This window comes from Mycobacterium pinniadriaticum (assembly GCF_026242045.1).
GTDB lineage: Bacteria > Actinomycetota > Actinomycetes > Mycobacteriales > Mycobacteriaceae > Mycobacterium > Mycobacterium pinniadriaticum.
On record NZ_JAPJDO010000013.1, the window covers coordinates 97,917 to 122,087 of the forward strand.

The window sequence follows — 24,171 nt, forward strand, 5'->3', positions numbered from 1 at the left end:
CCCTGTCGTAGTGCTCAGCAGTTAGGAGTTGTCGGCCAAGCGCTGCTTGAGCGCCTCGAACTCGTCCTTCACCCCGGTCGGCAGCTTCTCGCCGACGAACTCGAACCACTCTTCGATCAGCGACAACTCGTCGCGCCATTCCTCGACGTTGACCGCCAGCGCCTCGTTGACGTCGTCTGGATCGGCGTCCAGCCCGTCGAGATCGAGATCGGCCGCGCTCGGCACGATGCCGATCGGCGTCGTGGAACCATTGGCCTTGCCCTCGACCCGTTCGATGATCCACTTCATCACGCGGCTGTTCTCGCCGAAGCCCGGCCACAAGAACCGGCCGTCGTCACCGCGGCGGAACCAGTTGACGAAGAAGACCTTCGGCAGCTGGGACTCATCGGAGTTCTTGCCGATGTCGATCCAGTGCTGCATGTAGTCGCCGACGTTGTAGCCCATGAACGGAAGCATCGCCATCGGGTCGCGCCGCACAGTGCCAACCTTGCCCTCGGCCGCGGCGGTCTGCTCACTTCCGAGCGTGGCCCCGATGAACACACCGTGGTGCCAATCGCGCGCCTGCGTCACCAGCGGCACCGTGGTCTTGCGGCGACCGCCGAAGAGGATGGCCGAGATCGGCACGCCCTGCGGGTCGTCCCATTCCGGCGCCAGCGTCGGGCACTGCGACATCGGGGTGCAGTAGCGCGAGTTCGGGTGAGCGGCCTTCTCGTCCGAGTCGGGCGTCCAATCGTTGCCCTTCCAGTCGATCAGGTGCTGCGGGTCGCCCTCGAGACCCTCCCACCAGACACCACCGTCGTCGGTCAGCGCGACGTTGGTGAACACGGTGTTGCCGGCCGCGACCGTCTTCATCGCGTTGGGGTTGGAGCTCCAGTTGGTTCCCGGGGCGACGCCGAAGAAGCCGAACTCCGGGTTGGTGGCATACAGCCGGCCGTCCTTGCCGAAGCGCATCCACGCGATGTCGTCGCCGACGGTCTCGGCTCGCCAGCCCGGGATGGTCGGCTGCAGCATCGCCAGGTTCGTCTTACCGCAGGCCGACGGGAACGCGGCGGCGATGTAGTACGCCTTGTCCTCCGGCGAGATCAGCTTGAGGATCAGCATGTGCTCGGCCAGCCACCCCTCGTCATGCGCCATCGCCGAGGCGATGCGCAGCGAGTAGCACTTCTTGCCGAGCAGCGCGTTACCGCCGTAACCCGATCCGTAGCTCCAGATCTCACGGGTCTCGGGGAAGTGGGTGATGTACTTCGTGTCATTGCACGGCCACGGCACATCGTCCTGGCCCGGCTCGAGCGGCGCGCCCAGTGAATGCAGCGCCTTGACGAAGAATCCGTCCTCGCCGATCTTGTCCAGCGCGGCCTGGCCCATGCGGGTCATCGTCCGCATCGACACGACGACGTATTCGGAGTCGGTGATCTCCACGCCTAGTTTCGGGTCTTCGGCACCGAGGGGACCCATACAGAACGGGACCACATACAGGGTGCGTCCGCGCATGCAGCCGCGGTACAGGTCGGTCATGAGGGCGCGCATCTCGGCGGGCGCCATCCAATTGTTCGTGGGACCGGCGTCGATCTCCCGCTCAGAACAGATGAATGTGCGTGACTCGACCCGCGCCACGTCCGACGGCGCCGACCGGGCCAGATACGAGCTCGGTTCCTCGGAATCGCTCAGCGGGGTGAAGGTGCCGGCGGCCACCAGCTGGTCGCACAGCCGCTGGTACTCCTCCTCGGAGCCGTCGGCAAAGACCACCCGGTCGGGCTGCGTGAGTTCGGCGACCTCCTGGACCCAGGCGAGCAGGCCGTGATGCTTGGTCGGTGCGGTATCCAGACCTGGAATGGTCGCTGAAGTCATCGCTAAATCTCCTGCTAATTCTTTGTGCCGGACGCAGGCCGGATTCCGCATCGAGACACGGTCCTCCCTAAAAAACAGGTTAACGCGGGTGAGATACCCGCGGTTAATCGGGATTATGTCCGATGACTCACAGGAACGATTCAGAAAGCCACAATCGGGCGTTTCATCGCCTGAATTCGTCTCCGAACCGCCGTCAAGGCCCGCAGGATCGCTTCTCCACGCCGATCCCGAACCGCGGCCGCCCGTGTCCGCTGCGCCATGTGTGCACGGATTTCCCGGTCGATGCGAGCGACCGCGTCGTCGAATTCGGCGCTCGCGACGGCATCGCGTTCCGCGGCCGCACGACCCACCGCCGCTTCCGCGGCCAGCACGCAGGTGACCACCCACTCCTCCAGAGCGGCGCGCAGCCCGGCGACGACCTCCCCCGCCCAGCGGTCCAGGACCACCCGGTCGTGCAGCAATACGCGGACGCCGACGAGCCACGCCGTCACGGCCAGCCCGGCCACCACCGCTGCGACAACGCCGGTGGCCGTCCACTGCGGTGCGAGTCCGGCCGACAACCGATTCACCGTCAATGCGACACCGAGGCCGAAGCCTGCACCCAGCAGCATCGTCAGCCGGGTCTCCGCACTGCCCGCCCGTGGCGGCGCCGCACCCACCTCGATCACCGGAGCCGGCTCTGCGGGAGTCTGTATCGCAAGTCCCAGCTGCTCGCCGAGATCGACCAGCTGGTGGCCGACCTCCTCGTTCACCTCGTCGCTAACCTCGGCGACCCGTCGCCGAACCTCGTCGGTGAAGCCGCCGAGCCGACGCCGGGTCATCGCCGCCACATCGTCCTTCAGTTCGATCCGCGCGTCTGCACAGCGGGAGCGGACAAACGAGGAGAGCTGGACTCGGGCCTGCTGAATCCGGCTGCGCAGAGCGATGGTGCGCTCGGCCCTGTCCACCCGGAACCGGTGCAGCACCCGAGCACGGTGCTCACACAGCGCCGCCAGCTTCGCTTCCCGGTCGGCATCCTCAACGTCGCGGTCCAGCCGCTGCGCCGCCGCGAGGAGCCGATTTTCCCACGCGCGCAGGCTATTTCGCTGGTGTAGCGCGCCGTCGGCGAGAGTGGTGGACAGGATTGCAACGAGATCGTCGACGGCGGGCGGGCCCAGGTCCGGGGCAGCGGCGACCCCCACCCACGGGACATCTGCGTAGCGGGGAGCCCACCGGGTCACCAGCGCCCGATCGGCGTCGAGCACCTCGCGCCAGGTGCGATGGACGTCGATTTTGGACACCACCCCGATCAGCGCATCGGTGTCGGCGGCCACGACATCGAGCAACGCACAGTCGGAGTCAGCCAGCGGTGCGGTGGCCGAAACGACGAACACCACCGCGGTGGGGGCCTCGCCGGGGCCGAGTTCGCCCGGTTCGAGCACCCGTTGCCCCGGCAGCCGAGCTCGTAGGGCCGCAACGAGGCTGCTGGTGCCGGCCAGCCACGGGCCGGCGACCAGGACAACGTCGCGGCGGCTGATCGGCGGCGACAACTCAGGATCGAGCTGCGCCAGCAGGCTCTCGACCTGGTCGGTCATGGCCCTGGCTCCAGTGGCTCCGCGATACCGCCCGCCTGTTGCCACAACCGCAGCGATCCACGGGTGATGTCGGCGGCAGCACAGCGATGTAGCCGCGACACCGGGCCGCGGGAGTACCGCTGCCAGGTGATGGCCCGCCGCAGGTGCGTGGAGGCGGCGTCATCGTCGTCGACGGTGAGGCCGGCGGCCCGCATCACCTCGACGGCAGCGGCCATTCTGGCGAAGACCATCTCGTCGGAAGCGGAGCCTTCCCCGCCCGGCACATCGATCAGGCGTTGATACCGCATCGGGGCCGCGGCCGCCTCGATCCCGGCGAGCAGCCCATCGACCGCACTGGCCTGCCACAGCGTGGTCAGCAGGCCGGCCCGGTCGGCGCCGTCGCGCAGCGCCCGCACGCCGTGCGCGATACCGAACAGGTCGAGCCGGGCGAGCAGTCGGCGCCGGACCTGATGTGGTAGCCGGTGGGTTCCGCCGGCGAATCCGTCGGTCGAGCCGAGATCGGCCGGATCGGTGGTCAATATGCGCAACGCGTCGAGGGTCTCCTCGTCGACGACGGTGTCATCGACGGCGGCGAGCGCGGCCAGTCCGGCCAGCGGGTACACCGGGATACCGGTGAGCTCGGTGAGCCGCCGGCAGTGTGCGGCGGCGGCCGCTACGGGTCCCGCCCCACCGAATCCAGCCAGATCGGCCTTGGTCAGGACCGCGACGACCGGCCGAGGCGAGGCGGCTAGCGCCCCGCTGTCCTCCGGCTTCACCGACTCGGCCAGCACATAGACGTCCAGGTCGGCGCGGTCCGAAGAGCAGGAGACCGTCACACCCGCCTCACGCAGAACTCGTGCCACGGTGCGCCGCCCACACCCCTGGCGGCCCGCAACCCACACCCGCACCGGCGTTCGGAGTTCGTCCACCAGCCGTCCCACCACACCGGACATGCTGACACCAGCTGAGCTGTGGCGAAAGCCACTACCAGGCGTAGGCAACTGTTGGGTATCAATCTGTACCACGGTGCGGGTACACCTACGTTCATGAGCGACCATGGACGGATGCATGTGCAGCGCCAGGGTGGCTCAGCCACGCCCGATGCCGGGTTGGCGCATCGCTATCCCCGGGTGACGAGCTTCCGCTCGCGCCGCTCGGCGCTGACCGAGACCCAGCAGGAGGTGTGGGACCGGCTGTGGCCCCGGCTGGGGACCGTGGCCCGCGAAGAAACGGGGCCAGCCCAGCACCTGGACACGGCCGCCTGGTTCGGCCGGCAGGCGCCCGTCGTTTTGGAGATCGGCTGCGGCACCGGCACCTCGACCCTCGGAATGGCCCAGGCGGAGCCCGATATCGACGTGGTGGCCGCCGAGGTCTACCGGCGGGGTCTCGCACAGCTCCTGAGCGCCATCGACCGGGCCGGGGTGTCCAACATCCGGCTGGTCCGCGGCGACGCCGTCGACGTGCTCGAGCACATGTTCTCGTCCGGCGAATTGACCGGGGTGCGGGTGTTCTTTCCCGACCCGTGGCCCAAGTCCCGCCATCACAAGCGCCGACTGCTGCAACCCGCCACGATCGCGCTCATCGCCGACCGATTGCGGCCCGGCGGACTACTCCACGCCGCCACCGACCATGCCGGTTACGCCGAACAGATCGCCGAGGCCGGTGACGCCGAGCCACTCCTGCACCGGGTACAGCCCGATGATCAGTTGCCCATGTCGGTGCAGCGACCGACGACGAAATACGAGACGAAGGCGCGCAACGCAGGCAGCGCGGTGACCGAACTTCTGTGGATGAGACGACGATGAGTGTCATGGAAGACGCCGCAGCGGCCCCGGCCCTGCCCGGCGGCGATGATCCGGGGGCGGGCCCGCCGATCCACCGGGTGCTGCTGGTCTGGGACGCACCCAATCTGGACATGGGGCTTGGTTCGATCCTCGGCGGCCGGCCCACGGCCGCGCACCGGCCGCGGTTCGACGCACTGGGACGCTGGCTGCTGACCCGCACCGCCGAGCTGGCGGCCGGCCACCCGGAGATCTCGGTGGAACCGGAGGCCACCGTGTTCACCAACATCGCCCCTGGCAGCGCAGACGTCGTCCGCCCGTGGGTGGAGGCGCTGCGGAACGTCGGCTTCGCGGTGTTCGCCAAACCGAAGGTGGACGAGGACAGCGACGTCGACAGCGATATGCTCGCCCACATCGAACTTCGCCGCCGCGAAGGCCTGGCCGCGGTGTCGGTCGCCTCGGCCGACGGGCAGGCCTTCCGCAGTCCCCTGGAGGACATCGCCCGTTCCGGCACCCCCGCCTACGTGCTGGGATTTCGTGAACATGCCAGCTGGGCGCTAGCGTCGGATACCTTGGAGTTCGTCGACCTGGAGGACATTCCTGGTGTTTTCCGAGAGCCGCTGCCGCGAATCGGCCTAGATTCGCTACCAGAGCAAGGGGCGTGGCTACAACCATTCCGGCCGCTGTCCTCGCTACTGACATCGCGCGTGTAGGAGAACCCGATGCGCAGGTCGCCACAGATTTAGTTAGGAGCATAGGTGTTCGCCTGGTGGGGTCGAAAGGTGTACCGCTATCGGTACATCGTGATCGCTGTCATGGTCGCGCTGTGCCTCGGCGGGGGAATCTACGGATCCAGCCTCGGCCAGCACGTCACCCAAAGCGGTTTCTACGACGAAGGCAGCCAGTCGGTCGAGGCGTCACTGCTCGGCGATGAGGCCTACGGCCGTGATCGCGCCAGCCACGTGGTGGCGATCCTGACCCCGCCCGACGGCGAGAAGGTCACCGACCCGGCCTGGCAAAAGACGGTAACCGCCGAGCTGGACGCGGTGGTCAAGGACAATCCTGATCAGATTGTCAGTTGGGTCGGCTGGCTGAAAGCCCCCGACAGCACGTCCGAGACTGTGCAGCAGATGAAGACCGCGGATCTGCGGCACACATTTGTCAGCATCCCGATCAAGGGCGATGACGACGACTCCATTCTGAAGAACTATCAGTCCGTCGAGCCCGCACTGAAGAAGCTCAACGACGGTGACATCCAGCTGGCTGGGTTGGAGCCGCTGGCCAGTGAACTCACCGGCACCATCGGCACGGACCAGAAGCGAGCCGAGATCGCGATCGTTCCCCTGGTAGCGGTCGTCCTGTTTTTCGTGTTCGGCGGTGTCATCGCCGCCTCCCTGCCCGCGATCGTGGGTGGTCTCACCATCGCGGGCGCACTGGGAATCCTGCGCTTCACTGCGGAGTTCGGTCCCGTCAATTTCTTCGCCCAACCGGTCGTGACGATGATGGGCTTCGGCATCGCGATCGACTACGGGCTGTTCATCGTCAGCCGGTTCCGCGAGGAGATCGCCGAGGGCTATGACACCGAGGCCGCGGTACGCCGAACGGTGATGACATCCGGCCGGACGGTTGCGTTCTCCGCGGTGATCATCGTGGCCTCGTCCCTGCCGCTGCTGCTGATCCCGCTCGGATTCCTCAAGTCCATCACCTACGCGATCATCGCCTCGGTGCTGCTGGCCGCATTCCTGTCCATCACCGTGCTGCCTGCGACGCTGGGCATCCTCGGGCGCAATGTCGACGCGCTCGGCGTACGCACCCTGTTACGGGTGCCATTCCTGGCGAACTGGACGTTCTCACGACGGATCATCGACTGGTTCGCGGAGAAGACCCAGAAGACCAAGACCCGCGAGGAAGTGGAGCGCGGATTCTGGGGCAGGCTGGTCAACGTCGTGATGAAGCGGCCGATCGCGTTCGCGGTGCCGATTCTGATCGCGATGGTCCTGATGGTCATACCGCTGGGGCAGCTAGCACTGGGCGGCATGAGTGAGAAGTACCTGCCACCGGACAATCCGGTGCGCCAAGCCCAGGAAGAGTTCGACAAGCAGTTTCCCGGCTTCCGCACCGAGCCGATCACGCTGGTGATCCGCGGCGATGATGGCAAACCCGTCACCGAGCAGCAGCTCGCGGATATTCGCGCCAAGGCCGAGACGATATCCGGATTCACCGGTTCCGACGACCCGTCTTCGATGTGGCAGGAACGATCCGCTCAGGACGACGGCTCCAAGGACCCGTCTGTCAGGGTGCTGCAGAACGGCCTGGTCGACAGCGGCAATGCGGCGAAGAAGATCGACGAGCTACGCGCATTGACACCACCACACGGCACCCAGGTATTCGTCGGTGGAACGCTCGCGCTGGCCCAGGACAGCATTCACAGTCTGTTCACCAACCTGCCGCTGATGGTGCTGATCCTGGTGATAACCACCACGATCTTGATGTTCCTGGCATTCGGGTCGATCGTGCTGCCGATCAAGGCGGCGTTGATGAGCGCGCTGACCCTGGGTTCGACCATGGGCATCCTCAGCTGGATGTTCATCGACGGTCATGGGTCGGGCCTGATGAATTACACCCCGCAACCCTTGTTCTCACCGATGATCGGACTGATCATCGCGATCATCTGGGGTCTGTCGACGGACTACGAAGTGTTCCTGGTGTCCCGCATGGTGGAAGCCCGCGAACGAGGCATGTCCACCGCCGAGGCGATCCGAATCGGCACCGCCACCACCGGCCGGCTGATCACCGGCGCCGCGCTGGTCCTGGCCGTGGTGGCCGGTGCGTTCGCGTTCTCCGACCTGGTGATGATGAAGTACCTGGCGTTCGGCCTGCTGATCGCGCTGCTGCTGGATGCCACCGTCGTTCGGATGTTCCTGGTGCCGGCGATCATGAAGCTTCTCGGTGACGACTGCTGGTGGGCGCCGCGGTGGATGAAGCGGCTGCAGAACAAGATCGGGCTTGGCGAGACCCATCTGCCCGACGAACGCAAGCGTCCGATCGTGCGCGAGCCGGCCGACGCGCTGGTCGGTGCGGGCGCCCCCGTTTCGGCCGCCGAGGCCCGCCCCGTGCCCGACCCGACCCATCCCGGCGCCGAGGTCCGGCCGCGGCCACGGGTAGTGGGACGCGCGGAGTACCGCCCGCCGTCGCCGAAGAATGCCCCATCCGCGGCGGGCACCGCCCGGATGCCGGATGCCGGCGAGTCGGTCGGCGGAGCGATCGCCGAGGCGCCCACAACCCGGTTCTCGGTGGCCAAGAACGCGGTCAAGAACGCGGTGAACAACGCCGCGTCGGCGGCCAGGTCCAGTCGTCCGCCGGCCCCACCGGCACCGGAACGGGAAATCGAGTCGTGGCTGGGCGAACTCCGCGGCAAGCAACCACCTTCCCCGCCTGCCCAGCCGTCGGCCGAACCGACCCAGACGATGCCGGCCCCCGAGGACGCCACCACCGCCATTCCCGCCCAGCGTGAGCAGAACGGAACCGACGAGGTCTCACCCGCGGTCAGCGCCGAGGAGACCCGCGCCATTCCGGTGAGCCGGCCCGAGCAGGGTGACTCCGAGGTCGCGACCGAGAAACTGAACTCACGTGGCAAGAAAGAGGGCGAGGAGCGCCGCCGCGGCGGCGGGGTCAGCGCGCAAGATCTGCTGCGCCGCGAGGGCCGCCTCTAGTTTCGACTCGAGCCCGGCGGGGAATATTGGCCTCTCCGTGAATATTTGCTGTGCCAAGCGCTGCCCGATGCGCGGTCGTCTGTTATATATAGGCCGAACCGTTCTTCACATGTAACTTCTAGCAAATTCACAGGGAACCCTTGGGGGGGCCGTGGCGAGTCAGCGCCGCTCAAGTCCACGCGCTCATCGGTCGCGTCAACGCGGACACGATGTGCGTCACAAGAAGCCGAATCGCCTCCAGCGGTACCGGTGGCTGGGCGCTGGCGCGATCGCACTGGGTATCGGCGCAGCCCTGGCCGGCGGATCGGGTGTCGCACACGCCGAGGGCAAGTCAGACGCCGGTTCGGCCGGCCCGTCGGCTCGTTCGTCAGCAACCGGGTCATCGGCAGCGCGACCCGGTGATCGCTCCGTATCGACGAAGCCACGGCGTATAAGCACTCCGAGGGCCTCCCTGGCCGGCTCCGCCAGGAACCCGTCCTCCGCGGGGACAGCCCGAAGTGCTCGGCCTTCGCCGAGGATCCCGACCCCGGCCACCCCGAGTGCCGAGGTGCTCGCGACAGCCCTGGCAGCCGCAACGCGCCGCGAGGCCGGTGATGTCCGCATCGCCGCGCCGGCGGCGACGACGTCGGTGGCGAACGCCATGGCTCCTGCCAACCCGGTATCAGAACTCGAACGAGAGCAGGCCGTTACCGACATCAACATGTCGGTCGGCTGGGTGCCCGGGGTGGGGACGCTCGTCAATGGGTTGAGCCTGGTGGCGGATTTCCTCGACTTCACCATCGCGGCCTTACAAGGCGACTTCGCCGATATGCGCGATGAGATCGGCGATATGACCCTCGACGTCATCGGGATGATTCCGATCGTCGGCGCGCCCTTGGCGGCGACGATCCACCGGGCCGTGGCGCCGGTCGTCACGCCATCGAACCATGCTCCCAACGCGGTCAACGACAGCTTTGCCACCGACGAGAACACCCAGCTGACGGGCAATGTGTTGACCAACGACACTGACGCCGACGGTGACGTCCTGACCGCCGCCGTGGACACTGCGCCCGGCCACGGCGCACTCATTCTCAACCCCGACGGATCATTCACCTACACACCGGCTGAAAACTTCTACGGCGCCGATGGCTTCAGCTACACCGTCACCGATGACGAGGGCGCCACCGCAGTCGGCACTGCCACGATCACCGTCAACTACGTCCCTCCGCCACCCGTCGTCGACCAGCAGCATCCATACTCGGTCGACGGAACCGACCCCGAGACCGGGAAGATCAGCGGGCACTTCAACGTCACCCACGACAAGCCTGTGACCTATCGCCTCGACACCCCACCGGATCCAGCGTTGGGCACATTCGAGCTGAATGAGCAGACCGGGGAATGGACGTTCACCCCGAATCCGCGCACCCGTGTCCTCGCCGGCTACTTCGAACCGAATTTTCCTGCCGCGGTGACGCTTACGTTCGCGGTCACTGCCACCGACGGTACTGCCAGTACCACGCCGATCGTGGTCGCGGAGAACATCGCCGGCTCACCGAGTGCCGCGCTCGCGTTGCCGGCTGGGATGTCGCCGGTGCTGTCCTTTCTTGATCCCGGCACGGGTGACGTCTACATCTTCGGTTACACCGGGGATGCGTACAATCCTGGCACCGAACAAGAGTTCTCGTCCATAACTGCGGTCATCCACAGCGACGGCAGCTACAACATCCGCACCGACGGCGACGGGGCCAAGGGCGTGGCGTACGGGACGTTCGTTGTCGGGGACACCGCCTATCTGATGACGCTTACCGCAGGTTCGGATTCCAGCATCCAGACCCATCTATCACAGGTTGGACCCAACGGGCTGACGCCGGTCGGCGATCCTATTCCGGGCCTTGCCATTATCAACTTTGACGCGCTTGAATTCCTTGCTCCGATCCTCGCCGGCGAAACCGCCTATCTGGTGACCACCGACTATGTATCGGGCTCCCAGACCCACCTGACGGAGATAGCCGCCGACGGCGGCACGCTGACCACGTCTGTTCCCGGCGCAATGCATCGTGATCCGATCGTCGTGGGCGATACGACCTACGTGCTGACGGAGTCGAGCGATGACGAGACCGGTTACGAAACCCACGTCACGGCGCTGGGTCCCGGCGGTCTAACCACGACGTCCGTGCCCGGATATACGTCCCACGATCCGATCGTCATCGGCGATACCATCTATGTGCTGACGACATCAGGCAGGTATGAGACCGGTTACGAAACCCACGTCACGGCGCTAGGTCCCAACGCTGTGACAGATACGATGTCGATTCCCGGGTCGATAGAAAGCGATCCGGTCGTCATCGGCGATACCACCTACGTGCTCATCACCCCGTATTCACGCATTGTGACCCATGTTTTGGCATTGACGCCCGGTGGTGCGACACCCGTGGGGTCCATTGCCGGTGTGCTGAGCGGCGATCCGATCGTGGTTGGCGACACCACGTACCTGCTCTCAAGGACGGGTGAGGACAAAGCAACCTGGCGGACGTGGGTGACGACTTTGACACCGACGCTCGGCGGCGTGACAGTAGTCGGCGACCCTGTTCCCGGATATCTGCCGGGAAATAGCCACCAGTTCGTCGTCGGCGACACCACCTACCTGGTGACGCAAACCTGGGATTCCTCCTCTGGCGACCAGACCCACCTTCTGGCCCTCGGACCCGAGGGCTTGACGCCCATCGGCGATGGGATACCCGGCAATAATCCGGTCGTTATCGTCGCCGGCGATAACATCTACCTGGCTACGACGACGAGCACGTATTCCGATTCCGAATTTCACTATCAGACCCATCTGGCGGCGCTGACAGCGGGCGGCCTGTCCCCGGTGCCAGGCTCGTTCCCCGGCTCCGTCAATCACGATCCGATCGTGGTCGGCGATACCACCTACTTGGTAACGACGACGGGCACTTCGGATTCTGGCCTGCACAACCAGCTGATAGAGGTGGGGCCCGACGGCCCGGCACCGGTCGGCGGTCTCATTCCCGGCCGGGTACGCGCAGATGTCATCCTTGTGGGTAATACCACCTATCTGGTGACAGAGACAGGCGATGACGAGTCCGGCTATGAGACCCATCTGATGGCGCTGGGTCCCGACGATGTGGCACCGGTAACCATCGTCATTCCCGGTCGTCGGGACACTTACAACAATCTGGCGTTCCCGCTGATCGTCGTGGACGACACCACTTACTTGGTGACCCAGACCGGCGAGCTCGAAACCGTTCACACCTACTTCACGGCAATCACGCCAGATGGGGTGACAGCACCCAGCGCCGCCATCCCCGGTGAGGCGCGTTGGTCGCCCGACACCTTCGATGCGATCATCGTCGTCGGCGAAACCACCTACGTGTTGACAAATGAGTGGCGCAGCAATGGCGGCGATACGTATTACCCTGGCCAGGCCCATCTCACTGTGCTGACACCCGAGGGCGTCACACCGCTCAATGACGATCTGACGCCAGGCGATCCGTGGCAGATCGTCATTGGCGACACCACGTACCTGATGATGTATTCAGGCGATTCTGAGTCCGGCGGCCAGGTCAACATTACGGCCTTGACACCAGACGGCCCCGTACCGGAGGCCGACTCGTTCGCCGGGGGATCGATTCGAAATATTGGCGATGTGGTCTTCGTCGTCGGCGATACCGCATATCTGACGACGACCGGAGGTGTGTGGGCGATCGCCGTCGACGGGGCCGGCACACAAATCCTCTGATCGCCCAAACCGACAAATCGCCGCGAAAGCTCAAGTGAATCCTGACATTTCGTCAATCCGGGCGTGAGCTACTCCTGATCGCGTTTAGGCGGCACCACATCGGGTGCGGCGTCGATCACGACGCCATCCTGCGCCTCGAGTTCGGCCGCTTCTTCGGCCGGATCCTCGGCCACCAGTACCCGGATCGCGCTGTTGAGGAAGGCCACCAACGGAACCGCCAGCAGCGCGCCGACGATGCCGGCCAGCACGCCGCCGGCCGTGATCGCGAGCACGATCGCCAGCGGGTGGATGGACACCGCGCGGCCCATGACCAGCGGCTGCAGAATGTGGGCCTCCAACTGCTGCACCGCGATGATCAGCCCGAGCGTGATCAGGGCGTAGACCACGCCCTTGGCCAGCAGTGCGACCACCACGGCGAGGAAACCACTGATCACGGCGCCCACCAGTGGGATAAAAGCGCCGAGGAAGACCAGCGAGGCCAGTGGCAGCGCCAGCGGGATCCCCATGATCGCCAGGCCGGTGCCGATACCTACCGCGTCCACCAGCGCCACCAGGAACGTGGCCCGCACATAGCCGATCAACGATCCGAATCCGGCTCGGCCCGCCTCCCGTACCCGCTCGCGGGTGCCCGACGGGACGATCCTGGTGACGAAGTCGTAGATGTTGCGGCCGCCGTGCAACAGGAAGATCAGTGTGAACAGCACCAGAAACGCGCCGGTGATGATCTCGGTCAGCGTGGCGGCGGTGGACAACGCGCCGGTGGTCAACTTCTCCTGGTTGTCCTGCAAGGCCTTGATCGCGGTGTCGCCGGCGTTGTCGATCTGTTCGCGGCTCAGGTGTAGCGGGCCCTCGATGAGCCAGTTGCGAAGGCCGTCGATACTGCGGGTGACCTGTTCCACCAGGCCCGGGAGACCTGAAACGAATTGGCTGACAACAAAAGTCATGATCCCGCCGAATACCCCGAAGCCGCCGAGGAGCACCAGGGCCACCGCACCGCCCCGCGGCGCACCCCGTCGGTCCAGCCAGTCGACGGCGGGCAGCATCAGCGCGGTCACCATGGTGGCCAGCGCCACCGGCACAACGATGACCTGAAGCTTGGCGACCGACCACAGCAACGCCGCGATGAAGCCGCCGATCACCAGCAAACGCCATGCCCAGGCTGCGGCTTTGCGGACGAGGGGATCGACGGATTCGTCGTCCGAAGCGCGGGTCGCCGGCATGCGGCCCAGCGTAACCGGCACGTGCAGATATCCCGCGCCGAACACCATCGATGCCGCCCCGCCCGGTTACCCTGATCTGCGTGTCCTATGACGCGCCGGTCAATACCGCCCGCGAGGAACACGAACCCCCGGCACGCGGGAAGTACTGGTGGGTCCGCTGGGCGGTACTCGTCGTCGCGCTGATCGTGCTGGCCGTGGAGGCCACCCTGGTGTGGGATCAGCTGGCCAAAGCCTGGATGAGCCTGACCTCGGCGAATGCCTGGTGGGTTCTCGCGGCGATCGTCGTCGCACTTGCGTCGATGCACAGCTTCGCCCAGATCCAGCGGACGCTACTGCGATCGGCCGGGGTCATCGTCCACCAGTGGCGTTCCGAAGCGGCGTTCTACGCCGGCAACGCGCTGAGCACCACGATGCCCGGCGGGCCGGTGCTGTCAGCCACCTTCATCTACCGCCAGCAGCGCACCTGGGGCGCATCCCCGGTGGTCGCGTCCTGGCAGTTGGTGATGTCCGGGGCACTGCAGATCGTCGGGCTGGCGCTGCTGGGCCTCGGCGGCGCATTCCTGTTGGGCGCCAAGAACAATCCCTTCTCGTTGCTGTTCACCCTCGGCGGGTTCATCGCCTTGGTCCTGCTCGCTCAGGCCGTGGCCACCCGCCCCGAACTCATCGACGGTATCGGGGTCAGGGTGCTGGGATGGGTCAACTCCGTGCGCGGCAAGCACGCGGACACCGGTTTGCACAAATGGCGGGAGACGCTGCGCCAACTCGAATCGGTCAGCCTTAGCCGCCGCGAACTGGGGGTGGCGTTCGGTTGGTCGTACTTCAACTGGGTCGCCGACGTCGCGTGCCTGGCCTTCGCCGCCTACGCGGCCGGCGGCAAACCCTCGCTGGCCGGCATCACCGTGGCTTACGCCGCCGCCCGAGCGGTCGGATCGATCCCGCTGATGCCCGGTGGCCTGCTGGTGGTGGAGGCCGTCCTGGTTCCCGGCCTGGTGTCGAGCGGGATGGCGCTACCCGACGCCATCTCCGCGATGCTGATCTACCGGCTCGTGAGCTGGATCTTCATCTCGGCGATCGGCTGGGTGGTGTTCTTCTTCATGTTCCGCACCGAGGGAGCGCTCGACCGTGGCGCTGTCGTCGATGAACTGGGCTTAGCCAACGACGATGACGGTGACCAGGCGGTGAACGACCCGGGCGACACCGCATTGCAGGGCCCGGTGCCACCACCGTGCCCGGGCTCGGATGACGAGACCCGCCACTGATTGTGCTTGGATCCGAGCATGGCAGTTCGTACCGACCCCCGGCCCGCGGTTGCGGCGCTCGCCGGGGATGTCCTCTGTGTGCTGGTGTTCTGCGCGCTCGGCCGCCGCAGCCACGCTGAGGGGCTGACGCTCTCCGGAATCGCCGAGACCGCATGGCCGTTTCTGTCCGGCACCGTGATCGGCTGGCTGATCTCCCGTGGCTGGCGGGCACCGACCGCCGTCGCGCCGACCGGTGTCATCGTGTGGCTATCCACCGTCGTCGTCGGAATGTTGCTGCGCAAAGCCAGTTCTCAGGGAGTCGCGGCCAGCTTCATCGTCGTCGCGTCGGTGGTGACCGCACTGCTGCTGGTGGGATGGCGAGGAATCGCCGCGGCGATCCGCAAGCGCAGCCGCTAAGCGACCAGTTCGACGACGATGCGCAACGAACCCGACCGCCGTGCGTGGGGAGATCGTTGAAAATCCCCGGGAAAGATCCTCGATAGCACCCACGCTCGGCGGGCGAAATGGACTATGCCGGCCCGCCCGGAGCGACGGGCACCGGATAGACCGACACCGTCAGGACCGCCCGCAGGCCACCGAGCGGACCGTCAGAGAGCTCGATGGCACCACCATGCAGGGCGGCCTGCTGAGCCACCAGCGCCAACCCGAGCCCCGAGCCCCCGGTCGTGGCGGTACTGCCACGGGCGAAGCGCCCCAACACCTTTCGATGTTCCTCGGCCGGTAGGCCACGGCCGTTGTCGTCGACGGTGATGGCCAGCCACGGCTCGTAGCGATGGGCCCGCAGCACGATGCGGGTGGCCTCCCCGTGGGTGATCGCGTTGCGCACCAGGTTGTCCACCGCCAGTCGCAGCCCGGCCGGCCAGCCCCATACCGTGCCGGCCTCGTCGGCCTCCACGATGATCTCGACGGCACCGGAGCGGACATTCTCCCGAGCCACCCGGTCGAGCAGCTCGGCGACGTCGATCGACTCCCGGTCCTCGGCCCGGGCCAGCTGACCGGAAGCCAGCTGCCCCAGCGCGGTGATGATCGCCTCGACCCGGCGCTGCGCCCGGGACAGGTCACCGACCACCTCGTCGCGCTCCTCAGGCGGTAGGTCGTGGATACGCAACGTGTCCAGATCCGCCCGCATCGCTGTCAGCGGCGTGCGCAGTTCGTGGGCGGCGTTGGCCGCGAAATCCTGGGCCGCCTGCAGCGAATTCGTGGTCGCCAGTTGGGCATCCGCCAGCCGGTTCAGCATTGCCACCATCGCCTCGGAGAGGTCCTCCGCTTCCCTGGCACCGTGCACCGGGGCCAGCTGGTCGCTGCCCTTGCCCAGACGCCGGGTCTGTTCGGTGAGCCGCAACAGCGGCCGGATCGCCGGCCCGGCCAGTATCCAGCCGAGGGCGGCGGCCACCATCACGGCAAGGCACACGATCAACACGTAGAGCGGCATCCGCGCGCGGCTCAACAGGATGCTGTCGGCGCGGATACCGATCGAGACGAGGATGCCGCCCGACTGGTCGACAGACACGGTCCGCACCCGGTAATCGCGACTGTTGACCGTGACCGTCGTCGTCCCCGGCGGCAGCGGCGGGAGTTGGAAGCCACGCTGGAAGACGACCTGGCCGGTGGACCGCGATCGTCCCGTCGTCAGCACACGGCTGGGATCCCGTAGTTGTTCGGGATACATGCTCGCGTCGACGATCGAGTCCAGGCGGCGATCAAGTTGCGCGTCATCGTTGTTCGCCAGCACGATCGACGTCAGCGCCGCCAGCAGGGCGACGACGATGGCGGCGGCCACGGCTGCGGCCAGGGCAACCCGGACGCGCAGAGAAAGGCTACGGCCCGACCACGTCACGGGCGGCTCACGGCTCCGACCGAAGCACGTAGCCGATTCCGCGCACGGTGTGGATCACGCGCGGCACACCCTCGCGTTCCAGCTTTCGGCGTAGATAGCTGATGAACACGTCGGCGACATTGGTGTCGACGTCAAAGTCGTAGCCCCACACCAATTCCAGCAGCCGCTGCCGGGACAGCACCACGCCCGAGTTCTCGGCCAGCACGGCCAGCAGGTCGAACTCACGCTTGGTCAGCTCCACCCGGTCGCCGTTGACGAACACCAGCCGCCGCGCGGTGTCGATCGTGAGCGGTCCGATGGTGACCGCGTCGGAGCCCTCCTGCGAGTTCGCCGCCCGCCGCAGCAGCGCGTGCAGCCGAGCCACCAACTCGCCCAGGTCGAAGGGCTTGGTCAGATAATCGTCGGCACCGGCCTCCAGGCCGGCGATGCGGTCGTTGACGGTATCCCGCGCCGAGAGCACACAGATGGGAATGTCGTTGCCCAGCGCGCGCAGGGCCGTAACCACCGCTACACCGTCGAGCTCGGGCATCTGGACGTCGAGCACCAACGCGTCGTGATTCTCATTCGCCAACAGCCGCAGTGCTTCCTTGCCGGTCGCCGCGACCCGGACGTCGAACCCCGAATGCCGCAAGCCGCGTGCGACCGAAGTCCGGACGTCCGGGTCATCGTCGACCATCAGGACGGTGCGGCCAGCGCCTTCCTGCGCGGGCTGCTGTCCTACCCGCACCGCGGATTAGGAATCAGGAACATCTGGGGCGCTGCCGCAGCGGTTCTTCAGGTCGACCAGCGGCTGGCGGATGCCGGTCAGGTCGGCCTTCACCGAGGGGTTGTAGTCCAGGTACTGCTTCACCTCAGACCGGATGGTGTCGCGCGGCGCACCCTCCAGACCGGTGAAGAAGGCGTTGACATCAGGATGGGTGAACAGGTACGCCGACGTCGCGGCGGACACACCTGCAGCCACCCCGGCAAGGTCGGCGGCGGTGCAGTTCGGCGGCGGGTCGGCGAGCGCCGACGGTGCCGTGCCAACCAGGATTGCGCCGGCGACAGCGCCCGTGCCGATCACTCCGACGACCGCGCGACGGGCCAGACGGGCCTTAACCAACATGCTCGGACTCCTTAAGAGTTGGGAGAAGCCGTGCCAGTAACCGCTACTGACACAAGAAAGCTAAGCAGAATTGCTGCCGACTTTCGCGCCTTGAGCGTAACCAATAGTGGAAATGTTCCTAAGCAGCTGGTCAGGCACCCGGGGTGGTGGTGACGCGCTGATCACCGGCACTGTAGGTCGCCGGCCCCGGCAGCGGTCCACGGCCCAGCGGGATCTGACTGCCGGCGACGTTCTGGGCCGGTGTGGCCCCGGCGAGCGCACCGGGCCCCGTCCCGGGCAGCCCGCCCGCCTGAGCCGATTGCAGCAGACCCAGCAGCTGCGGCAGGCTCACCGGCAGCTTGCACCGGGTGGACACGCCCTGCAGCGGCTGCTGGATGTTCTGCAGGTCCTTGGCGGCGTCGGGATTGGCGTCGAAATAACTCTTCAGTGCCACCAGGGTCTGCGGGCCCGCCTGCTGCTGGGAGATCGTCGTCAACGCCTGGTTGGTCTGTGGGTGGGTGTCCAGATAGTTCCCGGTGTTGGTAGCAACTGTGCCGACCGTCTTGGCGATCTGGCTGGCCGCGCACGGGTCCGGTGCGGCGGTTGCCGATGACGGCGCCAGCAGGAGGGCGGCCGCACCCCCGGCCGCCGTGGCGGCCAGCACAGCGGTCAGGCCGCGGCGCGCGACCGCGATCATCGAGACGGTGGACGCAGACATGGGGGACTCCTCGGGTTCGCTGACAACGAGCCGCACCGCAGCATTGCTACGACCCGGCTAAGTTCCCCGACCCGGTACGTGACCAACGCACATCCTGCCATCGGGGGCGGCGAGGCTCCACTTCGGCGTCGGTAACGAGGACCCGAGCAGCAGGTCTCAATCCAGCTAAGCCGCCGATCGCGACAGGTCAACGCACAGCTATCTGCGGTACGCTCACTGCCACGCAATCCGGGGAGAATGCGGGGAGATCGACATCCAGCAGTTCATGATGCGTCTGTCCAGCAACCTGCGCAGATTCCGCTGGCTGGTTTTCTCGTGCTGGTTGCTGGCATTGGTGCCAGCCGTCTATCTGGCCCTCACCCAGTCCAACCACCTCACCGGTGGCGGATTCGACGTGGCGGGCTCGCAATCGCTGCACGTGCAGTACCACCTGGAGGACCACTTCCCCGAGCAGGGCGCCTCTCCCCTGGCCCTGGTGGCCGCCCCCCGCGCCGATGCCAGCTACGACGACATGAACGCCGCCGTCGCCAAGTTGGAAGAAATCGCCAAACAGACTCCCAGCGTCGTCGTGATGCCGAACCCGGCCCAGCCCGCACCCGCTCCGGACAAGCCCTACGTGGTGTCGCTGCGGCTGGACTTCAACAACACCGGCGCCGTCGACATCGCGCGTCAATTGCGCCAGAAGGTCGGCGTTGAAGGTGATCAGCCTGGCCAGACCCAGGATGGCCGGGTGCGGCTGTATGTCATCGGGCAAGGCGCCCTCGGCGCGGCCGCCCAGACCACCACCAAGCACGACATCGCCGAAGCCGAGCGCTGGAACCTCCCCATCGTCCTGATCGTCCTGCTCGCGGTGTTCGGCTCGCTGGCAGCTGCCGCTGTCCCCCTGCTGCTGGGACTGTGCACGGTGGTGGTGACGATGGGCGTCGTCTATCTGTTGTCCACCGTCACGACCATGTCGGTGTTCGTCACGTCGACGGTGTCGATGTTCGGCATCGCACTGGCCGTCGACTACTCACTGTTCATCCTGATGCGCTTCCGCGAGGAACTGCGCGCCGGCCGCGACCCGCAGCAGGCAGCCGACGCGGCGATGGCCACCTCGGGCCTGGCAGTGCTGTTGTCAGGTCTGACCGTGATCGCCTCGCTGACGGGCATCTACCTGATCAACACACCCGTCCTGCGCTCGATGGCCACCGGCGCGATCCTGGCGGTGGCCATCGCGGTGCTGACCTCAACCACGCTGACCCCTGCCGTGCTGGCCACCTTCGGACGGTCGGTGGCCAAACGTTCGCCGCTGCTGCAGTGGTCCCGGCGCGGGGAAGCCACCCAGTCGCGGTTCTGGACCCGATGGGTCGGCGAGGTCATGCGCCGGCCGTGGCTGTCGGCCCTGGCCGCCACGTTGGTCTTGCTGCTGATGGCCGCGCCGGCATTCTCGATGGTGCTGGGCAACAGCATGCAGCGCCAGTTCAAGTCCGCCCACGAGATCCGCGGCGGGGTGGCCGCGGCGGCCGAGGCACTCGGCCCCGGCGCGCTGGGCCCGGTGCGGGTGCTGGTCACCTTCCCAGACGGCGGGGCATCCGATCCCAAGAACGCCCCCGCGCTCGAGGCGATCAGCAGCGAGCTGGCGAAGGCGCCCGATATCGTCTCGGTTTCGACACCGGTGTTCGCCGACAACAACGACAGCGCCCTGTTCTCGGCAGTGCTGTCGGTGGACCCCGAAGACCTCGCCGCCCGCAATTCCATCGACTGGATGCGCAGTCACCTGCGTGCGCTTCCGGCGGCGTCTGGTGTGCAGATCGACGTCGGTGGCCCCACCGCCTTGATCAAGGATTTCGACGACCGGGTGTCGCAGACTCAGCCGTGGGTGTTCTTGTTCGTCGCGCTGATCGCGTTCGTGATGCTCCTGATCTCGGTGCGATCGGTGTTCTTGGCGTTCAAGGGTGTATTGATGACGGTGTTGTCCGTCGCGGCCGCCTACGGCAGTCTGGTGATGGTCTTCCAGTGGGGCTGGCTGGAAGGGCTCGGCTTCGAGCGCATCACGTCGATCGACAGCACGATTCCGCCGCTGGTGCTGGCGATGACGTTCGGCCTGTCGATGGACTACGAGATCTTCCTGCTCACCCGGATCCGGGAGCGCTACCTGCAGGCCGGTGACACCCGCGATGCGGTCGCCTACGGGGTGTCCACCAGCGCCCGCACCATCACCAGCGCCGCGCTGATCATGATCGCGGTGTTCACCGGGTTCGCGTTCGCCGGTATGCCGTTGGTCGCCGAGCTGGGCGTGGCCTGCGCGGTGGCGATCGCCGTCGACGCCACCGTGGTTCGGCTTGTTCTGGTACCGGCGCTGATGGCGATGTTCGACCAGTGGAACTGGTGGCTACCCTCGTGGCTGGCCCGCATCCTGCCGTCGGTCGACTTCGAGAAACCCCTGCCCAAGGTCGACCTCGGCGACCTCGTCGTCATCCCCGACGACATCTCCGCGCTGGTGCCGCCGGCCGCGGATCTGCGAATGGTCGTCAAGGGCGCGGCCCGGCTGAAGAACCTGGCGCCGGACGCGGTCAGCGTGGCTGACCCGCTGGCGTTCAGCGGATGCCACGAGCTGGCCGGCAAGGTGAAGGGCAGCGACGACGCCACCGCGGACCGGCCCGTCAAGGTCGGCGTCAGCACCACCGCGACCGTGAAACTGATCCGGGGTTACCGCAGCGCCAGGCTGGCTACGGCACGGCCCGTCCACCCGGTCACGATGTGGCGTGGTCGTCTCGCCATCGCACTCGACGCCCTGGAAACCGGGGCCGATACCCGGTACGGAGGCGTCGAGCGGCTGAGCCCGGTGGAGACCACCAACGTCCAGTTGCCGACGGGTGACCGGCTCCAGATCCCGACGTGCGCCGAAACGCTTCGGATGCAGGCCTACTTGATCATCTGTCGCAACAGCCGGGGCGATTTCGCCGAATTCGCGGACCTGATCGGTGTGATGGATACCGGAGCCGCCGCGGTGGTACTCGCAGGGATGGACCGGTATTACTGTTCTGGACAATCTACGCGACAATGGGTGACAACCCAGTTGGTGCGGCGGCTCGCCGATCCCAACCCGTCCGACGTCGACGACGACGACCGATGGGCGGGGCCGGAGGGAGCGGCCGAATGGGAGCGGATCAGGCAGCGTTGCCTTTCGGTGGCGGTGGCGATCCTTGAGGAGGCGAGGTGACGGTGGCTGCGGATCGCGACGCCGTGCCGACGCCGGCCGCGCAGTCTTTCGCCGACCGGCGGCCTGTCGAGTTCTGGCCGACGGCCTCGATACGGGACGCGCTCGAAACCGGGGACATCACCATCTGGCAGAGCATCGTGGTGGCCATCAAACGCGATCCCTACGGCCGCACCGCCAGACAAGTCGAGGAAGTGCTGGAGAACTCGCAACCCTACGGCATCTCCAAAGCACTGTCGGAGGTCTTGATCCGCGCGCGGGGGCACCTGGAGGCCAACGAGCGCGCCGAGGCGGCCCGCCATGTGCGACTCCTTCTCGATCGTTCCGGGCTGGCTATTCAGGAGTTCGCCTCGCGTATCGGCGTGACTCAGGAGGATCTGGCCGGCTACCTCGACGGGACGATCAGCCCGCCGGCCTCGTTGATGATCCGGATGCGCCGGCTCTCTGACCGGTTCGCCAAGATGCGCGCACAGCGCGTGTCCGGTGCCGAATAGCAGCGCGTGCTCTCCACGAATCCTGCTGAGCTCGAACAGATTCTGCGGGACACCCGCACTGTCGCGGTGGTGGGCGCCTCGGACAACCCCGCCCGGCCCAGCAATGACGTATATCGGTATCTGGCCAGGTTCAGTCACTACGAGCTCTACCCGGTGAACCCGAACATCGACGACATCGACGGTACACCGGTCTACCCGTCGCTGGCCGACCTCCCGGTCGTACCGGACATGGTCGACGTGTTCCGCCGGCACGGCGAGCTCGACGCAGTGCTCACCGACACGCTCGCACTGAACCCGCACCCGAAATACCTTTGGCTGCAACAGGGTTTGTGGGACGAGGAGATCGGCAAGCGGGCGCAGGACGCCGGCATGCGCGTGGTGATGGACCGCTGCCTGAAGGTCGACTACGCCCGGCTCATCGGGCGTTGATCGGTGTGATGTCGAGAACCTGCCACCGGCCATCCTGCTTGACCAGCCCCACCCGCAGGGCCAGCACCGCGGTACTCGGCTGCTGACCGGGTTGGCTCTGGGTTCCCCGCATCACCACCGCGACACTGGCCGCAGCGGGCCCCAACGCCTCGAGGCCGGCTGAGATGGTCTGCGCCGAGGCGGAAATGTTCTTCTTGGCCAAATCAGCTGTGGCCTTGCCGAATTCACCCTTGAATGCGCCCGCCCGATCGGGCGCCATGAAAGAGGCGGCCCGGTCAATCGACGACATGGGATCGGCCGGGGTGAAGGTTGCGGTGGCTTGGGCGACATCGGTGGCGATCCGAACCACCTCCGCGGAGTCGCGGGTGAAGTCCTGGTCAGGCAGCGTCCACCGGGTGTAGCCCACGACGACCGCACCCACCAGTGCCGCGGTGGCCAGCGCGACGGCCGCCAGGCGCAGCACCGCGCCGTCGTCGTCCGTGCCCATGGTCACCGAATCCCGCCGGTAGAGAACGAAGTTGACGATGACACCCTCGACGATGAGCAGGCACAGCATCGAGCACACCGACACCCACCACAGCGGCCAGCTCAGCACCACGCCCACCGCGAGCAGTGCGCCGACAGCGGCCAGCGGCGCGGCGATGTCGAATGCCAGCACGCGCGCTGAGTTTCTCATCGCAGCGACTCCAGCCGCGAGATCATCAGCCTGCCGTCCACATCTGAGACGCCGAGGCGCAGGTTCCAATGCACAGTCGCGGGTTTGTCGGCGGCGTTCTCGCTGACCGAGGTGGCGATGACCAGCACGGTGTCGGTGCGTTGCGCCAGTTCCGGCGGCAGGGTTGCCGGGGCCGGCGGGCGCTGGCCCGGTTGCACATCAAGGTCATGGTGAACCGCTTCGAAGGACACTGATTCGATCTGTCCGGTGGTGCGGGCCTTCAGCGTCCGGACCACTTCGCGATAGGGCGTGATGGCGGCCTCGAAGTCGGCGTTGAGCTGCCCGACGGTGCCGTCATGCAGCTTCTGCAGGCTGGCGTCGACGTTGTCGACGTTCATGTTGATCAGCACCCCGGTCCACTCGGCGGCCGCAGCCATCACGCGGGTCTGATAGGCACGTTCGTCGGTCGCGTTGCGGTGTGCCGACCAGATCAACGTGCCCAGCACGATCGCGACCACGGACACCAGCCCGAGGACGGCCGAGGCGACACCGTAGCCGGAGAACACCCGGTTGGGAGCCTCGTCCTGGTCCTGGCCAGACTGCGGTGTCTGCTCGGCCTCGGGCATGTGGCGAGGTTACCGG

Annotated in this window: 19 protein-coding genes; 9 read left to right on the plus strand and 10 right to left on the minus strand. The window is 66.6% G+C overall.

The features are described from left to right. Positions 1 to 21: 21 nt before the first annotated feature. The 3 genes from ORI27_RS16570 to ORI27_RS16580 form a co-directional block, all read right to left on the minus strand. The gene (locus tag ORI27_RS16570) at positions 22 to 1,848 is read right to left on the minus strand and encodes a phosphoenolpyruvate carboxykinase (GTP) (protein WP_265998014.1); all 1,827 of its coding nucleotides are present in this window, start codon (positions 1,846 to 1,848) and stop codon (positions 22 to 24) included. Positions 1,849 to 1,988: 140 nt separating this feature from the next. Next, entirely contained in the window at positions 1,989 to 3,422 is a 1,434-nt protein-coding gene (locus ORI27_RS16575) for a hypothetical protein (RefSeq protein WP_265998013.1), read from the minus strand. Beyond that, complete coding sequence (locus tag ORI27_RS16580) at positions 3,419 to 4,354, minus strand: hypothetical protein (RefSeq protein WP_265998012.1); 936 nt, start codon at positions 4,352 to 4,354, stop codon at positions 3,419 to 3,421. Before ORI27_RS16580 ends, ORI27_RS16575 begins: the two co-directional genes overlap by 4 nt. A gap of 93 nt (positions 4,355 to 4,447) precedes the next feature. Between ORI27_RS16580 and trmB the strand changes: the two genes are divergently transcribed. The 4 genes from trmB to ORI27_RS16600 all read left to right on the plus strand — a co-directional run bounded on the left by trmB (position 4,448) and on the right by ORI27_RS16600 (position 12,631). Continuing rightward, positions 4,448 to 5,206: a tRNA (guanosine(46)-N7)-methyltransferase TrmB gene (trmB, locus tag ORI27_RS16585; RefSeq protein WP_407666329.1), complete on the plus strand. Its 759-nt coding sequence runs from the start codon at positions 4,448 to 4,450 to the stop codon at positions 5,204 to 5,206. Between the two features lie 5 nt (positions 5,207 to 5,211). Continuing rightward, positions 5,212 to 5,895, plus strand: a complete 684-nt coding sequence (locus ORI27_RS16590; protein ID WP_407666334.1) for an NYN domain-containing protein — start codon at positions 5,212 to 5,214, stop codon at positions 5,893 to 5,895. Between the two features lie 45 nt (positions 5,896 to 5,940). Next, the gene (locus ORI27_RS16595; protein ID WP_265998010.1) at positions 5,941 to 8,895 is read left to right on the plus strand and encodes an MMPL family transporter; all 2,955 of its coding nucleotides are present in this window, start codon (positions 5,941 to 5,943) and stop codon (positions 8,893 to 8,895) included. Between the two features lie 211 nt (positions 8,896 to 9,106). After that, positions 9,107 to 12,631 carry an Ig-like domain-containing protein gene (locus ORI27_RS16600; protein WP_265998009.1) on the plus strand — a complete coding sequence of 1,175 codons (3,525 nt, stop codon included), beginning with the start codon at positions 9,107 to 9,109 and terminating at the stop codon, positions 12,629 to 12,631. Positions 12,632 to 12,699: 68 nt separating this feature from the next. Here ORI27_RS16600 and ORI27_RS16605 read toward each other — a convergent pair whose 3' ends face one another. Continuing rightward, positions 12,700 to 13,851, minus strand: coding sequence for an AI-2E family transporter (locus ORI27_RS16605; RefSeq protein ID WP_265998008.1), 1,152 nt, complete (start codon positions 13,849 to 13,851; stop codon positions 12,700 to 12,702). Between the two features lie 80 nt (positions 13,852 to 13,931). On the opposite strand from ORI27_RS16605, the gene ORI27_RS16610 reads away from it, so the two are divergent. Together ORI27_RS16610 and ORI27_RS16615 are read left to right on the plus strand one after the other, a co-directional pair. Beyond that, on the plus strand, positions 13,932 to 15,110 hold the full coding sequence (locus ORI27_RS16610; RefSeq protein WP_265998007.1) for a lysylphosphatidylglycerol synthase transmembrane domain-containing protein: 1,179 nt from the start codon (positions 13,932 to 13,934) through the stop codon (positions 15,108 to 15,110). 18 nt (positions 15,111 to 15,128) lie between these two features. After that, positions 15,129 to 15,506: a DUF3054 domain-containing protein gene (locus ORI27_RS16615; protein WP_265998006.1), complete on the plus strand. Its 378-nt coding sequence runs from the start codon at positions 15,129 to 15,131 to the stop codon at positions 15,504 to 15,506. Positions 15,507 to 15,618: 112 nt separating this feature from the next. On the opposite strand, the gene ORI27_RS16620 is transcribed toward ORI27_RS16615, so the two are convergent. From ORI27_RS16620 to ORI27_RS16635, 4 genes are all read right to left on the minus strand, one after another. Continuing rightward, positions 15,619 to 16,947, minus strand: a complete 1,329-nt coding sequence (locus ORI27_RS16620; RefSeq protein ID WP_265998004.1) for a sensor histidine kinase — start codon at positions 16,945 to 16,947, stop codon at positions 15,619 to 15,621. Positions 16,948 to 16,954: 7 nt separating this feature from the next. Continuing rightward, positions 16,955 to 17,623 carry a response regulator transcription factor gene (locus ORI27_RS16625; protein ID WP_265998099.1) on the minus strand — a complete coding sequence of 223 codons (669 nt, stop codon included), beginning with the start codon at positions 17,621 to 17,623 and terminating at the stop codon, positions 16,955 to 16,957. A gap of 57 nt (positions 17,624 to 17,680) precedes the next feature. Next, a complete protein-coding gene (locus ORI27_RS16630) occupies positions 17,681 to 18,052 on the minus strand; it encodes a heme-binding protein (RefSeq protein WP_265998003.1) in 372 nt (123 codons plus the stop codon). A gap of 130 nt (positions 18,053 to 18,182) precedes the next feature. Beyond that, positions 18,183 to 18,749 (minus strand): hemophore, encoded by a 567-nt coding sequence (locus ORI27_RS16635; protein WP_265998002.1) that lies wholly within the window; start codon positions 18,747 to 18,749, stop codon positions 18,183 to 18,185. 265 nt (positions 18,750 to 19,014) lie between these two features. Between ORI27_RS16635 and ORI27_RS16640 the strand changes: the two genes are divergently transcribed. The 3 genes from ORI27_RS16640 to ORI27_RS16650 are packed head-to-tail and all read left to right on the plus strand — an operon-like array spanning position 19,015 to position 22,874. After that, positions 19,015 to 21,954 (plus strand): MMPL family transporter, encoded by a 2,940-nt coding sequence (locus ORI27_RS16640; protein WP_265998001.1) that lies wholly within the window; start codon positions 19,015 to 19,017, stop codon positions 21,952 to 21,954. After that, positions 21,951 to 22,445, plus strand: a complete 495-nt coding sequence (locus ORI27_RS16645; RefSeq protein WP_407666328.1) for an XRE family transcriptional regulator — start codon at positions 21,951 to 21,953, stop codon at positions 22,443 to 22,445. Before ORI27_RS16640 ends, ORI27_RS16645 begins: the two co-directional genes overlap by 4 nt. Positions 22,446 to 22,451: 6 nt before the next feature. Beyond that, positions 22,452 to 22,874 (plus strand): CoA-binding protein, encoded by a 423-nt coding sequence (locus ORI27_RS16650; protein WP_265998000.1) that lies wholly within the window; start codon positions 22,452 to 22,454, stop codon positions 22,872 to 22,874. Here the strand turns inward: ORI27_RS16650 and ORI27_RS16655 are convergent. Together ORI27_RS16655 and ORI27_RS16660 are read right to left on the minus strand one after the other, a co-directional pair. Next, on the minus strand, positions 22,861 to 23,550 hold the full coding sequence (locus ORI27_RS16655; protein ID WP_265997999.1) for a hypothetical protein: 690 nt from the start codon (positions 23,548 to 23,550) through the stop codon (positions 22,861 to 22,863). The two genes, ORI27_RS16650 and ORI27_RS16655, sit on opposite strands and share 14 nt — an antisense overlap. Next, positions 23,547 to 24,155, minus strand: a complete 609-nt coding sequence (locus ORI27_RS16660; protein ID WP_265997998.1) for a hypothetical protein — start codon at positions 24,153 to 24,155, stop codon at positions 23,547 to 23,549. Before ORI27_RS16660 ends, ORI27_RS16655 begins: the two co-directional genes overlap by 4 nt. Between the last annotated feature and the right edge of the window lie 16 nt (positions 24,156 to 24,171).